This is a genomic window from Apibacter sp. wkB309, assembly GCF_002964915.1.
Classification (GTDB): Bacteria; Bacteroidota; Bacteroidia; order Flavobacteriales; family Weeksellaceae; genus Apibacter.
Genome location: NZ_PSZL01000022.1, coordinates 138,920 through 154,978, shown reverse-complemented (window position 1 = coordinate 154,978; position 16,059 = coordinate 138,920). Strand labels below are relative to the sequence as shown.

At 30.2% G+C, this 16,059-nt stretch carries 6 protein-coding genes; 3 read left to right on the top strand and 3 right to left on the bottom strand.

The genetic code is table 11. From position 1 onward, the window contains the following. The first annotated feature begins 37 nt into the window (after positions 1 to 37). The 3 genes from asnS to C4S75_RS06480 all read left to right on the top strand — a co-directional run bounded on the left by asnS (position 38) and on the right by C4S75_RS06480 (position 4,191). A complete protein-coding gene (gene asnS, locus C4S75_RS06490; protein ID WP_105297492.1) occupies positions 38 to 1,486 on the top strand; it encodes an asparagine--tRNA ligase in 1,449 nt (482 codons plus the stop codon). 424 nt (positions 1,487 to 1,910) lie between these two features. Then, positions 1,911 to 3,380, top strand: a complete 1,470-nt coding sequence (gene rpoN, locus C4S75_RS06485) for an RNA polymerase factor sigma-54 (protein ID WP_105297491.1) — start codon at positions 1,911 to 1,913, stop codon at positions 3,378 to 3,380. 16 nt (positions 3,381 to 3,396) lie between these two features. Further along, positions 3,397 to 4,191 carry a thymidylate synthase gene (locus tag C4S75_RS06480; protein WP_105297490.1) on the top strand — a complete coding sequence of 265 codons (795 nt, stop codon included), beginning with the start codon at positions 3,397 to 3,399 and terminating at the stop codon, positions 4,189 to 4,191. 87 nt (positions 4,192 to 4,278) lie between these two features. Here the strand turns inward: C4S75_RS06480 and C4S75_RS06475 are convergent, their stop codons facing one another. From C4S75_RS06475 to C4S75_RS06465, 3 genes are all read right to left on the bottom strand, one after another. Beyond that, the gene (locus C4S75_RS06475; protein ID WP_105297489.1) at positions 4,279 to 5,790 is read right to left on the bottom strand and encodes a YARHG domain-containing protein; all 1,512 of its coding nucleotides are present in this window, start codon (positions 5,788 to 5,790) and stop codon (positions 4,279 to 4,281) included. Positions 5,791 to 6,088: 298 nt separating this feature from the next. Continuing rightward, positions 6,089 to 7,483: a DHA2 family efflux MFS transporter permease subunit gene (locus C4S75_RS06470; RefSeq protein ID WP_105297488.1), complete on the bottom strand. Its 1,395-nt coding sequence runs from the start codon at positions 7,481 to 7,483 to the stop codon at positions 6,089 to 6,091. A 242-nt stretch (positions 7,484 to 7,725) separates the two neighbouring features. After that, on the bottom strand, positions 7,726 to 16,050 hold the full coding sequence (locus C4S75_RS06465) for a CARDB domain-containing protein (RefSeq protein ID WP_105297487.1): 8,325 nt from the start codon (positions 16,048 to 16,050) through the stop codon (positions 7,726 to 7,728). Positions 16,051 to 16,059 lie beyond the last annotated feature (9 nt).

Below are 16,059 nucleotides of genomic sequence, written 5' to 3'. Positions count from 1 at the left end.
ATTTATTTATATTTGCTTACCGATTAAAATATATTAAATGAACGATTACAGTATTAAAGAATTGTTAGCTAAAGGAAAAAAAGCTTTACAGGAAGAAGTAGTAATTAGAGGATGGGTGCGATCTTTTCGTTCCAATCAATTTATTGCTCTTAATGATGGTTCGGGGCAAAATAATATTCAAATAATAATCAATTACAACGATTTTGATACTGAAACTTTAAAACAAATAACAACAGCATCTTCTCTTTATGTTGAAGGAAAAGTTACTGAAAGCAAAGGAGCGGGACAAGAAATTGAAGTCGTAGCCAATACAATAAAAATTTACGGATATGCTAATCCTGAAGATGTACAGGAAACTATTTTACAGCCTAAAAGACATTCATTGGAAAAATTGAGAGAGCAAGCACATCTTCGTTTTCGCACCAATACCTTTGCTGCGGTAATGAGGGTTAGAAATGCTTTAAGTTTTGCCATTCACCAATATTTTAATAAAAATGGATTTTGCTATATCAATACTCCTATAATTACCGGTTCAGATGCTGAAGGCGCGGGAGAAATGTTTACCGTTACCAATTTCAATTTAGATAATCTTCCTAAAAATGACGAGGGAAACACAGATTTTTCTCAAGATTTCTTTGGAAAAAAGACCAATCTGACCGTTTCAGGACAATTGGAAGCAGAAACTGCTGCTATGGGTCTAGGAAAAGTTTATACATTCGGACCTACTTTTCGGGCTGAAAATTCAAATACCACTCGACATTTAGCAGAATTTTGGATGGTTGAACCGGAAGTTGCTTTTTATGATTTAGATCAAGATATGGATCTTGCAGAAGATTTTCTAAAATATTGCATCCAATATGCTGTTGATAATTGTAAAGAAGATTTGGAATTTCTAAACAAACGATTTGAAGAAGAGCAAAAACAAAAACCGAAAGAAGAAAAATCGGATCAAAATTTACTTGAAAAATTAGATTTCGTATTAAATAATAAATTTATCAGGCTTAGCTACACGGAAGCTATTGATATTCTTAAATATTCGAAACCGAATCAAAAGAAGAAATTCAAATATCTTATTGATGAATGGGGAGCAGATTTACAATCTGAACATGAAAGATATTTAGTTGAAAAACATTTTAAAAGTCCGGTAGTGTTATATGATTATCCGGCAAAAATAAAAGCTTTCTACATGCGTTTAAATGACGATCATAAAACCGTACGTGCTATGGACGTTCTCTTTCCGGGTATTGGTGAAATCATTGGAGGATCACAAAGAGAAGAAAGAATTGATATTTTAAAACAAAAAATGAAGGATATGAATGTTGACGAAAAGGAATTATGGTGGTATTTAGATACACGTAAATTCGGTACAGTGCCTCATTCAGGATTTGGACTTGGGTTAGAACGCCTCGTTTTATTTGTTACAGGTATGAGTAATATTCGTGATGTTATACCTTTTCCTAGAACCCCTAAAAACGCTGAATTTTAAAATTGATTAATAATTATTTTAAAGATGCTTATATATATGTAAGCATCTTTTTTATTATTATTTATATTTTATTAACTCTTCTACTATTTACTCAAAGAATTGATGAATAAAATATATTCATTACTAGTCTAAAATCCATTAAATGAAAAGAAATTGCTAAAAAATTCACTTAAATCATCTCTTAGATAACGATATTTTTATTATATGTTTACTATATAATAACTAGTAAAAATTGCTTTAAAAAAAATAAAACCACCAAAAAAAATATTCTGAAGTTTTAATTTAATATAAATTGAAAAATTTAAGACTTTAGCGAAAAAAAATTCATTACAAAAATTATGCCTTTATTTGTATCTTACATATTAATAATGTAAATTTGAATTTATAAACCTTACTTAATCTACTTTTATAAAGAAACTATTTTATGTTAAAACAGGATTTAAGACTAAAACAACTTTTAAAACTATCTCCTCAGCAAATTCAGCTAATGAAACTAGTTCAGCTTCCCACCCTTGCATTTGAGGAAGTAGTAAAACAAGAAATCGAAGAAAATCCTGCCTTGGAAGATAATTCTAATGAAGATTATTATGATTCTGCTGATTCCTTTGATTCCGAAAAAGAATATGATGATTCCGCAGACAATGAAATTATTGAAGCTCCGGATATAAATATCGATGATTATCTAAGTGATGATGAAGTACCCAGCTATAGGGTACAATCCAATAATTACAGCGATGACGATGATGATAAAGAGTTACCCTATGCTCAATATGAATCATTTCAAGAACATATATGCTCTCAATTACACACATTTAGATTAACGGAAAATGAAGAAGAAATAGCCGATTTTATCGTCGGAAATCTAGACGATGATGGCTATTTACGAAGAGATTTATCATCCATCGTGGATGATCTGGCATTTACTCAAGGGATTTATACTGATGTTCCTACAATTGAAAAATTGTTAACAAATTATATTCAAAGACTAGATCCTACCGGTATTGGAGCCAGAGACCTCAGAGAATGTCTGTTATTGCAACTCAGAGCAAAAAATCCTACAGAATCCACGGAACTGGCTTACAAGATTATTAATGAAATGTTTGATGCTTTTACAAAAAAGCATTACAGTAAAATACAGCAAAAATTTTCCATTTCTGAAGAAAAGCTTAAATGCGCGGTGAATGAAATTGAACGCTTGAATCCTAAACCGGGAAAGGCTTTTACCAACAATTCAAAAAATACGGAACAAATTATTCCTGATTTTACAATTAGAATTGTAAACGGAGATTTGGAATTAACGCTCAATGGTAGGAATGCTCCTGAATTAAAAATTTCCAGAGAATATTCTGAAATGTTGGATACATATAAAAATACCGAACATAAATCGAGAGAGCAAAAAGATGCGGTAATGTTTGTTAAACAAAAGTTAGATTCTGCTAAATGGTTTATCGATGCAGTTAAACAACGTCAACAAACCTTGTATGTTACCATGAAATCAATTATGGATTATCAGAAGGAATATTTTTTGACGGGAGATGAAGAACAAATTAAACCAATGATTTTGAAAGATATTGCTGAAATCACCGGTTTAGATATATCCACTATTTCAAGGGTTGCCAATAGTAAATATGTGAATACTCCTTATGGAACTTTGCTTATAAAAGATTTATTTTCTGAAAGTCTTACCAATTCAGAGGGCGATGAAGTTTCCACACGTGAAATTAAAACCATCTTACAAGAAGTCATTGAAAATGAGGACACTAAAAAACCTCTAACCGATGATAACCTGATGAAGATACTTAATGATAAAGGATATAATATAGCAAGAAGAACCATTGCAAAATATAGAGATCAACTCAATATTCCTGTAGCAAGATTAAGAAAAAAAATATAATTTAAATTCATTGTTCATGCAGGTCTATTTAGAACTTTTACAACATATATTAGATAAAGGAACTCGTAAACAAGATCGAACCGGAACGGGTACAATCAGTACTTTTGGGTATCAAATGCGATTCGATTTACAAAAAGGATTTCCTCTTGTTACGACTAAAAAGCTCCATTTACGATCCATCATTTACGAATTACTTTGGTTTTTAAAAGGAGATACCAATATTAAGTATTTAAACGATCATAAAGTTCGTATATGGAATGAATGGGCAGATGAAAATGGTGATTTAGGTCCTGTTTACGGGCATCAATGGAGAAGCTGGGGGGCTCCGAATGGAAAACATATCGACCAGATCTTGGAAATCATCGATCAAATTAAAAATAATCCGGATTCTCGTAGAATTATTGTCTCAGCTTGGAATGTAGCAGATATTCCTCAAATGGCACTTGCACCTTGTCATGCACTTTTTCAATTTTATGTGGCTGACGGAAAGTTATCTTTACAATTGTATCAAAGAAGTGCAGATGTTTTTCTTGGCGTGCCTTTTAATATTGCCTCTTATTGTTTGCTGTTACATATGGTTGCTCAAGTATGTAATTTAAAGGAGGGAGAATTTATACATACCTTTGGAGACGTTCACATTTATAATAACCATATTGATCAGGTAAATCTTCAATTAACACGTGATCCTCGACCGCTTCCTACGTTGAAACTCAATCCTGATAGGAAGGATATTTTCAGTTTTCAATACGAAGATTTTTCCATTGATGGCTATGATCCTCATCCTCATATTAAAGCAGAAGTAGCTGTTTAATAATCAGAACTTTTTATTTTTATAAAGCCAATTATAAGATATAATTAATAGTATAATTATACCTTATAATTAAATAACAGTAATCGACTAGTTGTTATATTTAACTTCAATCATATTTAATGATGAATTTCTGCTATCTTTTTCATTAAATATTACTGAAAGTAAACGATTGTCTTTGCCCCTGTTAGTCACTAATACCTTAACATCCGTTCGTTGTTTGATGTTTTCTATATCATCAACTATTTTATAACATTTGGTTTCCAAAATTACATCATTAAATTTATTATAAGTATAATCACAATGAAGGTCTTTATCCTTAATATATCCCGTCAATAAATTTTCGTCATCATAAATATATTCTGTAACCATGTGTTCCGATCCATCATCATCTTTATAATATTCTTTTTTTAGATTTCCTTCCTCATCGTATTCATATAAAACGGAGCTGTTAAAATCATTATTTTGATAAATATTCTTTTTAGTTATATTTTCATTTGCATCATAATCAAAATAGGCTTCTTCGGTAGTTTGATTAGCATAGTCGAGTTTCACAGATTTATAAGGTAAACCATTTTCATTATAATAATAAAAGGTATCATTTAAATCATCTATGTGCTGTATAAGAAAATCGTTATAAAAATAATTTACATATACATCTTTCTTGTTCACACAATCTTGCTGAAACAAGGCAATACCCTGTTTATTGAATTCTGTGAATTTACATTTTTTACCGTAAATACTGTCTTTAACTATATATTGAATACTTTTTAGGGCCTTTTGATCATATAAAGTATTACTGGTAGTTTCTAAGGGTATAATATGACTGTATGCTTTCTTATTAATATCTTTATAAGTAATTAATTTTTTGAATAAATCAATCATGGCTACATTATCGGATTCCAAATCATTTAATTCAATATTTTTATTATCAACAATCGGTTCATACCAATCTTGTTTGTAAAAATATTTCACATCATCCGGATTTGAAAAACGATATCCATACCTGGCATAAATTTCATTTTTCATTAATTCCAACTCTTTCGGTTTTTTATCTTTTAAATCTTCAATACCCAAACGAGTAAAAGCAGTTTGCGGATATTTTCCTGGAAATTCTTGAGGGGTTAAGATAACTTCATCATCATTAATACGACAATTCCTATTCCCGATTTTATCTTTGGTACAAACCATTAATTTGATTTTCGAATTACTTTCACTATGGGATTTATCCTTTTCTTTTAAAAATATAAAAGATGCTTTGACCTGATCTGAAATAAAATTACCATCTTCTATCTTAATATTGGTTAATTTTTGTACTTTACGGTGTAAATCTCCCCCTTTTCTGCTGTTAAAATCCAATTTTATAAATTCACTTATTCCCTGTGCATATGTTTTACCGTCTAGATTTAAAATTTTAATGAAGTAATTTTTTGTATCATTCTTGAAATGAAAAACGGTATTTATTTTAGTAACACTATCTCCCACTTTCTCATCAACTAAGGAGGGATCAACTCTCATTCCACTTTGCGAATAAATTGTTTTTTTTTGTGCCATAAAAAAAATAGGTATACATACCATTACACCTAAAAATACTTTTTTCATATAAAAATGTTTATTAATGCAAAAATACACAAATATGTATAACCTCAAATTTACCTTATATGTTTATGCCTATTTTTATATAATTATGGTTTTAAAAAAAAAACAAATTAAGCTAAAAGTTGGGTATATAAAACATTTGCATCCATAAATATCAAAAAAATTTAAATATTAATCCTATCATGAATTATATTTATTTAACCTATATTAATAATAATATAAAATTCTATAATTTTATTACAATATTAAATAATGTTTACACAAATAAAATGAATAAATATTATTAATTTTTACTGTTCAGTTACTTAAATTTTTTTATTCCTGACATCTCTGCTCCATCTTCGGGATTTAGATATTTAAATGTGAAGGATGAAAGTATGGTTATAATACCCAAAATGAATAGAGTTGCTTTAAAGCTTGAACTTACTTCGGTAAATATTTCCGATTGATTGAATCCCCTTAAAATTAGGGAACTTAAGGATATTCCAAAACTCACGGATAGCTGTTGTGTAACTGAAAGTATCGTATTACCTCCGCTTGCATTAGCGGGATTTAAATCAGCAAGAGATATGCTATTCATTGAGGTCATTTGAATGGAATTAAAAAAGCCATACAAAACTAAAATAGGAATCAACCAAAACAATGAAGTATTTTTATCCGGAAATGAAAATAATGAAATCGATAAACCTAAAATTATCGTATTTGAAATTAATAAATTTCTATATCCAAATTTCTTTACCAACGGGATTACCCAAGATTTAGCAAAAATGGTTGAAATAGCAGAAAATATAAGCATCATTCCTGAAACTGTGGGTGATTTACCGAATCCGACTTGCAACATAAGTGGAAGCATTAACGGAACGCCTCCAATACCTAATCGAGTGATCAAATTTCCAATGATTCCAATTTTTAACGTCCTTATTTTAAATAAGTTTAAATCGATAATAGGCCGAACTATCTTTTTTGAATATATCACATATACACTTAATAAGCTAATACCTATGAGTAATAAAATCAAAACGTTAATTATATCGGTCATTCCTTCTCCGGCAAATTCTAAACTTAACGAAAGCAATACTAAACCTAAACTGAATAAAATAAATCCGAAAAAATCAAATTTGCCTGTATTTTTTTTATAATTTGGAAAGGCTTTCCAGGCAACTAAAATTCCTATGATACCTATAGGGATATTAATTAAAAATATCCAATGCCAACTAGCAATTTCAACCAACCAGCCTCCTAAGGTTGGCCCAATTACCGGTCCTATTAATCCGGGAATAGTAATGAAATTTATAACTTTCAAAAGTTGATGTTTAGGATAGGAATAGATCAACGTTAATCTTGAAACGGGAACCATCATAGATCCTCCTATGGCTTGCACAATTCTCATGCAAACCAACATTTTCAGAGATATTGAAACTACACATAAGAAAGAACCTATAGTAAAAACAGCAATAGCTATAATAAATATATTTTTAGATCCGAATTTATCTGAAAGCCAACCACTTAAAGGAATTAGTAATGCTAACGTTAATACATACGCTATCAAAACCGATTGCATTTCGAGGGGAGATTTATGTAAGTCTTTAGCTATGGAAGGAAGGGCTGTATTTAATATGGTTGAATCCAGAAATTGCATAAATATAGCCATTGCAGCTATCCATGGTAAATATTTTGAAACTTTTCTTTCTGTCATTTTTTATATAAATCACAAAATAATTTTACAAACCTCTTAATATATACATTGTATTCGGCAAAGTTATAGTTTTAACTATACAAAATTTGTACTGGAAATATATTTATAAAAAATATGTTAAACATTACAATAAGTTTACATTTTTATATTTCACATAACTTTATCTCTGTTTAATTTTTTTACAATTTATTAAATAAAAAAAGCCCTTTTAAAAAAAGGGCTTTTTAGTAAGTTTAAATCATTTATTCTACTGTAAATTTAAGTTTATATGCTTCTTTACTGTTATGTAAAATCAGATAATATACTCCACTCTGAATTGGACTTATATTAATTAGTTTCTTAAAGTTATCAGTTACTTTTATTTTTTCTTCACTATAAATTTTTCGTCCGCTTAAATCATATATTGACAAATTGAAATTTCCTTCTTTACCTTTCATCAACAAGGTAAAAATCCCTTTGTTAGGAACCGGTACTAATTTTAACGTTTTAGTATCAGTTATTTCAATTTCATCAATGGATAAAGAATTATCTACTTTTACTTTTATTGATGTTGACTTGTTGCAGAATGTTGGTGTTTGATATTCCAACGTAATAGTTTGATCTCCTTTTTCCTTCCATTTTACCGATAGTACGTTTTTATTTTCATTAACAATCTCACCTCCGGTAACTGTCCATTTATATGAATTCATGTCTGAAGCGGCTACATAGTTTTCAACCGCATTAACTGATGAGGTTTCAGAACCGGAAATTTCTGATTCAAAGTATTGGATTTCACCTAATTGTATAGATGCTATACCGTTTCCTTGCAATCCGCTAATTTTTTTATGGAGATAATTCAAATTAACGCCTAAACTTATATCACCGTTATTTTTTAGACTTTCCAAATTCGAAATTTCAAACTCTCTATCAGATATTGAATTTATTTTTAAATCTTTACCTGATATTTTTATCCCTGCTGATTCGATCACTAAAGCATCAACATTTAAATCTGATCTTACTATATCTTCAGTAAAATTTAATTTGATATGTTCTATCTCTGAACATGAAACAGTTCTTTTTGTAATTTGCAAGAAATTAGCTGAAAGTTCGTTTCCGTCAATGTAAGTATCTAATACTACAGGACTACTAGCATTTCCATATGAGTCGTAAACTATCGCTTTGAATTTATTTTTGCCTTTAAAGTTACCTACGGGTATCTCTATCAATCCTTTATTATCTTGAACTATTTCTTGAATTATTGTTTCATCGGATATAGTACCCATATATATAATAACTTTTCTATAATCTTCAACGGTTTCCATCTGCAACATAACATCATCTCCGGAAGTGATATTATCTGTTGATGATATACCTCTATCGGGTGTTAAGTGCATATTAATTACTGACAGAGGCTTTTCGAAACGAACCGTCCAATTTTTATTTACAGAACCGGTACCATAATTTCCAAATTCATCTATAAATCCTTCTTGATTTACTAGTAGCTTATAAGATCCTTCTGACTGAGTATAGTTACCTAATCCTGAAATTAAATAATGTATTTCATCTTGTTTAGTTACCGTAATTAAAGCTTTTTGATTTTCAGATCCTTTAATTAACTGAACCCATTCAGGCAATAATTCAGAAGTGATCGGTTTGTTAAGGGTTATAAGAACATCCGTTACATTTTGCGCATGTACAGCACCTTGATATTGAAGCTCAAATTGATCAACTTCCGGAAGATTTTTATCTACTTTCCATGAGAATTTTTGTACTATCAAACCTTTTGATCCGTCTTCTGCTACCATTTCCGGTAAATTTACCTCTAATTCATAATTACCGTTTTCCACATTATATTCATTCAAACCACTTATTGTATATTTTATGCCTCCGGCTACATTAGTTATTGTAATGTTTTCCAAACGTTTTCCATTTAAAGAAATTTTTTCTTTATTAAATTGATTCGAAGCTATTTTTTTATTGAAAATGATTTCTATACTGTTTAAAGGTTGTGAATTAAGTTGATCTGAGGTAAACTGCATAATTCCCAATTCTCCGATAACCTGAGTCCAAGAAACTGATTTTCCTTCTGTTCCTTCATTTCCTTTAAGATCTTTAATTCCCGCGCATTGAACCGTTAATTCATAATATCCTGAAGTACGAGTTAATGCTTTTAAATCCACAACAAATACAGAATCATTAGTTATACCTATTTTAACATTATCTTGTGATAATTTAATTTCTGCTCCTTGATGTATCAGACGTATATTCTTATAACTAAATGTTTGTTTCTGTATAGGTTTGTTAAAATGTACTTCCACATATTCAACCGGTTGTGTAGTGGTTTGCTCAGGAATATTCGCAAATGACACTACTTTCGGAACATTCGTGTCTATGGGCGTATAATATAGTGTATAGGTAGTGGTTCCCTCTACTTTATCTACGAAATGAAGTTTATTTTCATATTTAGGATCTTTTCCGTCTCTTAAGGTTACAAAAGTTTGCCAGAAATTTTCGATAGGTAATTCTAAATTATCTGAATTACGAATAACTTTAATCAACTTATACAAATCTTTACCCGGATCGGTAATATTTCCATAATTCCAACCTATGAAAGATGGTGTAATGCTTAACTGTGTAGTAACTTGCGATGGTGATATTTCGTTAGTTACTTTAGCGGCAGAAACTTGAGAAACTTCTTCACTTTCACCGTTAGAATAATAAATCATATCCGGCGTATCATTTAAATCTGGAATATCATTTACCAAGAAATCAGAAATATCATCTTGACCTTTGCCGTATGCTTTTACACTTTTAATTAATTCATGTATATGGTATTCCTTGATCAAACTTAAATCTTTATTTCCATAACTATTTAAATGTTTTACCTTAATATCGTATTTTACAAAATGTCCTAATAAAGTGCTGGTAAACCACCATTGACCAACCATAGCTTTTTGCGGCGCAATTGAACCGAAATCAATATTTAACAATCCTAATTGCTTCGGTTGATTGTTCATTCTACTACCAATCATTTCAAAATCAATCAATAAACCTTTTTTATTTTCGATTATTTCCGGTTGCATGGATTGTACTTGAACATTTTTTGCGGTTCCATAGCCTTCATTTTTAATTAATAAAGACATTTCTGCCGGCACCATAGGCTCTACTTTTTCCGTTAATGGATCGTCACCGATAATATCTCGTTGCATAAAATAATGCAATACTAAATCGGGACTTGGATTTACTTCTAAGGTTACCGGAAATAATTTTGCTGATACTTTTTCTCCGGTCTCCGGATCCAAATAAGATAAGGTTCCACCAAACGAATATGATTTTGATACGGTAGGTGCTGCTTCTTTGGTCGGAATATAGATAACTGTTCCTATACCATTTGAATTAGCTCCTACTATTCCGGATCCGTTTAAAAATTCGTCCTTATTAATTTGGAATAAATGAGTTACATCTTTATTATTTTCATCGGTGATAACCAAATTTAAATTGATATCTTTTATTTCTTTAGAAGAACTGTTATTAATATTTAAAGTTCCCTCAAATGCTTCTCGAGTCATGGTCATTTTTTGCGAAAATCGAACAGTGATTGTAGCGCATACTGATGGTTTATTAGATTCTTGTAATTCATTATTTAATTCTTCAAAAAAATCTAAGTCATCTTGAAGCATTTTTTCTGCTGAATCATAACCTCTGTTGTTTACATATTTATTAAAATTTTCTATTTCAAGTTTATATTGAACTAAACTGTCTTTACTTATTATATTTGGATACTCTTTATTTGGTGATAAAATTCCTATATTCCAAGCATCTATGGAAGAATTCCATCTATCACAAAATTTATCTATATAAATATCTGTAAAATATGTATTAATTAGATTTGATTTAATTCTTGCAATATCATTAATACTAAATTTCTTATCATTATCAAGAAAATTTGCTACTTCCAATAATAATTGTTTAAAATCATAATTATCTCTCCAATTTTCCTCATTAAAAATTTCTTTTATTTTTTTATCCTGAGCATTATTTGCTTTATTGAAAGCTTCAAAATCTTCATAAAAATATATCAATTTTTCTAATTCATTGGAATAATTATAGGTATTCAATTTATCTTTTAAAGCTTTAATGCATGCTTTTAATATCGAACCTATTCCAAAAGCGCAACTTAATTTACCTGAAGTTAAGCATCCACCTATAGCTAAGCCTAAATCTTTTAAATCAGATGAAGTTGCAATTGATACAGTACAAGTTATCGGAGCTACAATAGTACCTACAACACATGTAAAAAAGGTATTCACAACGCTAATTACACAACTTTTATCACTATCACATATATTAGGTAGATTAGTAATATAAGTGGGTATAGACCAAGGATCAATATCAATATTTCCATCTCCTTTAGGATAATTAGGGCCATCAGGAGTATTAGTAGGAGCTTTAGGTGGATCATTTTTAGATTCACAATTTCCAAATACTTTAAAGTTTCCTGAAGCAATTATATCAGCTAAACTTGGACCACATGGGAAAAGAGCCATTATATCAAAAATAGCAAAACATGGAAGAAAATTAAATTTAGACTCCGGAATTTTTTCAATTAAAACCGGAATAATTACTGAACTTTTAGCTTGTATAACATCTAATCTATCTATAAGCGGTGTTAATTTATACCCATTGATTTGACTAATTGATATTTTAGCATCTAAAGCATTGATCAATCCATGATTTGTTACAGTTACGTAACTCATCATACTTTGTCCAGTTTCCAATTTTATTATAGATTGATCAATATCAACAACTAGAACGGGTTTTGGTACATTGGTTTCAAATGTAACATCTAAATCCATCTCGTATTGATCTTCTATTTCCGTGGGTTTTACATTCCATTCATACGAAACCGCTTGATAAGATAAAAATACCGATTTTTTATTCGTTTTTCCAGGTTCTATCTCAAAATTATTTTGATAAGAATCATGCTTATTAGCGGATACTAAGACCGAATACCAACCTTCCGCCATATTTTCAGCAGAAAATATTCCGGTACTATCGGTAATTCCTTGTGCAACTATGACTCCTGTATACGGATGACGAACAATCACTTTAGCTCCTTGCACATGAGGCGCTTTTTCTGTATTGTAGGTATACTCATCAACAACATCTATTTGTAAAGTTCCTTTATTTTCTGATACAGTTTCAATGGTAAAAGGAATACCAATTCCACTACCATTAGATAAATTAAGAGCTATACTTCCTTTTAAAGGTACATTTATTTGTTGCTTATCCGTTGGTTTTAATTCAAATACTATTTTTAATGTATCTGAGGCTCCCAATTTATCAATTTTCTCAGGAGATTTCAATTTTAACCATTCCAATTTAGGAACATCTATTTTTATATTTTTAGCTTCGGTTGAACCTATATTTACAACTTTTACTTCATATAATCTCGATTTTCCTTTGACCATGCTCGTGTTTATAGTTACAGGATCTACTATGAGCTTAGCTTTTTCCGTATGACAATAATACCAAGAGGTAAAAGGAGTTTTAGCCCCTTCATCTGAAATAAATTCTGCTCTTATTTCATAATATTTTCTTACTGACGATGCTGCATTAGGAATAAGGGTGTATTTTAAAACGCCTTCCTCACCGGCATTTAGATTTAGTGATTTAGTTTCCAGTTTAAAATCAGCAGCAGTTGGTAATTTCACTAGTATATTAGTGAGTGTTGTTCGAGTATTATTTTTCAATTTAAATTCTCCTTCCAATCTTTGTCCTTCGGTGACCTCCCATTTCAAATAGTCCGACGGTTTATTAACCCACTCTACTCCTAACAAATTGAAATCATCTTGTGCCTTAACTTTCATTCCCGGATAGCCGGCGGCTATTTCATAAAATCCGTTTTCTCCTTGGAGAGGAGCAAAATCATAGGCAAAATTTCCTGTGACATTGGTTTTTATAGTAAACGATCTTACAAAACCTCCGTTATTTATGCTTATTTCAACAGGCTTATTAGCGGCTAAACTTCCATTAATATATTTTGCCGAACCTTTCATGGTTATGATTTCTCCCGGTTTATATACTTTTTTATCTACCTGTATATCCGCCGCATAAGAAGGTTTTAACTCTATTTCTTTATAGGATTCATTGTTAGTATATGTTAATTCTTCTATATTCTTATCTGAGTTTAGAACTGCCACTAAGTTAAAAGAACCTGCCCGATCCGGTAATTGAATTGTATGTTTAAAATCTATACTTTTACCGGGATTGATTTCATTTTCAATTACCGCCTCATCAAAAGGTTTTAAATCTTTTATCGATGTATTTGTTGATAAATAGTATTCTATTTTCATACCTTTAGGAAGCACAGCAAATCCCTGATTTTTAATTTCGATTGATATCTCTGTAACTTTCCCTCCCTCTACTGTTTCCGGAGCAATAATTGAGTTTATAATTGCATCAGGCTTATTTTGATCGGTAACTAATATCCAACCGAACCCGGAATTATAATCCTGCGCTTCTGCCTGTATCCTAATCGTTTGATCTCCTTTAATCGTTGGGTCAATTAATGTATTAATTGTTACTTCAACAGATTGTTTTCCTGAAGGTATCTCAACTGTTTGTGGAATTTCCAAAATTGTTGGCGAATCAGATGAAAGTTTTACTAAAAGTGATTTAGTAAGATCTTCATTTCTTACCGTATTTCGAGATATAATAATTTTTGCTTCTTTTTTAATCCCTGCTTTTACTGTAGATGGATTTGCTTTAACTAGTAAGGATAAGCCATCATTATCTAAAATTGTTACTTTACTTTTATATTCTGTCCCCGATATTCCACTAGATGCACCACTACATCCACAACCTGGAATATATAGGGATGCAGTAACGGTAACTATTCTGGTACTGTCAACTATAGAATTATCTACTACTCCTATTGAAAATTTCTTTTGAGATTGTCCGGTTGTAAAAACTAGTTTTGAAGGAATAAGTAAAGCATCCGCTATATCCGTTTTTAACAGAAGGGTAGCATTACTTTCCGTATTATCTAACCTTCTAATAATTGCTGTAGTTGCGTAAGTCCCATCTCCTTCAGAAATTGTTGAAGGTGATATAATAAATTCAAAGGAAGGGATGTTAGCTTTATTTAATTTTATGTTAATACTCTCCTGTTTATAGCCGACAGCGCGCGCGGTGATTTTAGCTGAAAGTTCGGCTTCTGGAACTTTGGTTTCAATTGCTTCAACATCAAATGAAATTTCTTTCATCCCTGCTTTTACCAGCAGTTCATCAGGGATTTTTAATCGTTTATTGTAATCTGTTTCTAAATTAATTTTAATATCAGTAGAAGGAATTTGCATAAAATGCAAGGTAATTTTACTTTTATCTCCCGGATTTAAATTATTAGAAGAAGCAGTTATATTAAATGATGGTATTTCATCATCTATAATTGTTATATCAAAAAAAGTCTCTTTATAATCATTCCCTGAAATTGTAATCCTTACTGTTCTATCACCGTCAATCTTCGTATTATCTATGGGTTTCGCATAGATAACTGCTGTAGATGCCCCATTTTTGATGGTAACGGATTCCGGAAGTGCAAACTGATTTTCTATAGAGCTTTGAATAGTAAAAGTTTGATCTTTTGATATATCTCCGCTTCGGTTTAAAACTATTTTAATTTTATCTTCAGAATTTTCAATAATTTTATTTTTATCAGTTTCAATAAACAATACTTTATTTAAAAATATAGAATTAGCAGAAAGTGCTTTATTGTTATCTTTATCTGAATCAGGTTCTTTAACAGATGATTCAGCGATAATATTTACTTCTAATTTACAATTTCCATCAAACCCGATAATTTTAGGTAATTTAAATTCTCCTTGCCTTATAATATTATCATTTTGATTTAAATCATTTTTATAAAAAATTGAACCTAATAAATATTTTTGATCGGTTATCTCTGAAACAAGATACACTTGTTCTGTCCAACCTCCTACGGCAATTTTTTTTCCTAAATTTTTAACTTTCCACGAAGCTGTAAGTTTTTTATCGGGTACAGCTTCTGACCCTAAAGTTGTAACTTCAGAAACTTCTAAATCGGGAGAAAAATCTTTTTTAATTAGCAATTTTCCTCCTTGATGGTTAGAACCTACATCCTGAATTTTAGTTGAACTTACTATAACATTTTTTAATAAAATATCAAAAGATTGTCCATCTTTATAAGTGATTGGTATTTCAATAGGAATTTCAATAAGAGTACCTCTATTTCCTTTAAAGACTTTATTAGTATAGGAAAATACCATGAAATGATAATTCCCATCTTTATCCAAATTAGTAAATAGTACATGATCTTCTCCTTTACGATCTTGCTTCAAAATACTTTCTTTATCATATACGATTAAACCTTTCGGAATTACTAATGTAAATTCTACTCCAATAATAGGATCACTATTAGTTAAATCTATATTTATTTTCGTTTTTTCACCTATACTTGCTGATACACTCGGAATTTGTAAACTATTCTGAGCAGATAACATAGTTATGCATAATGTAAAAACGATTTTAAATAGCGTTTTTAGTTTCATAATCATTTT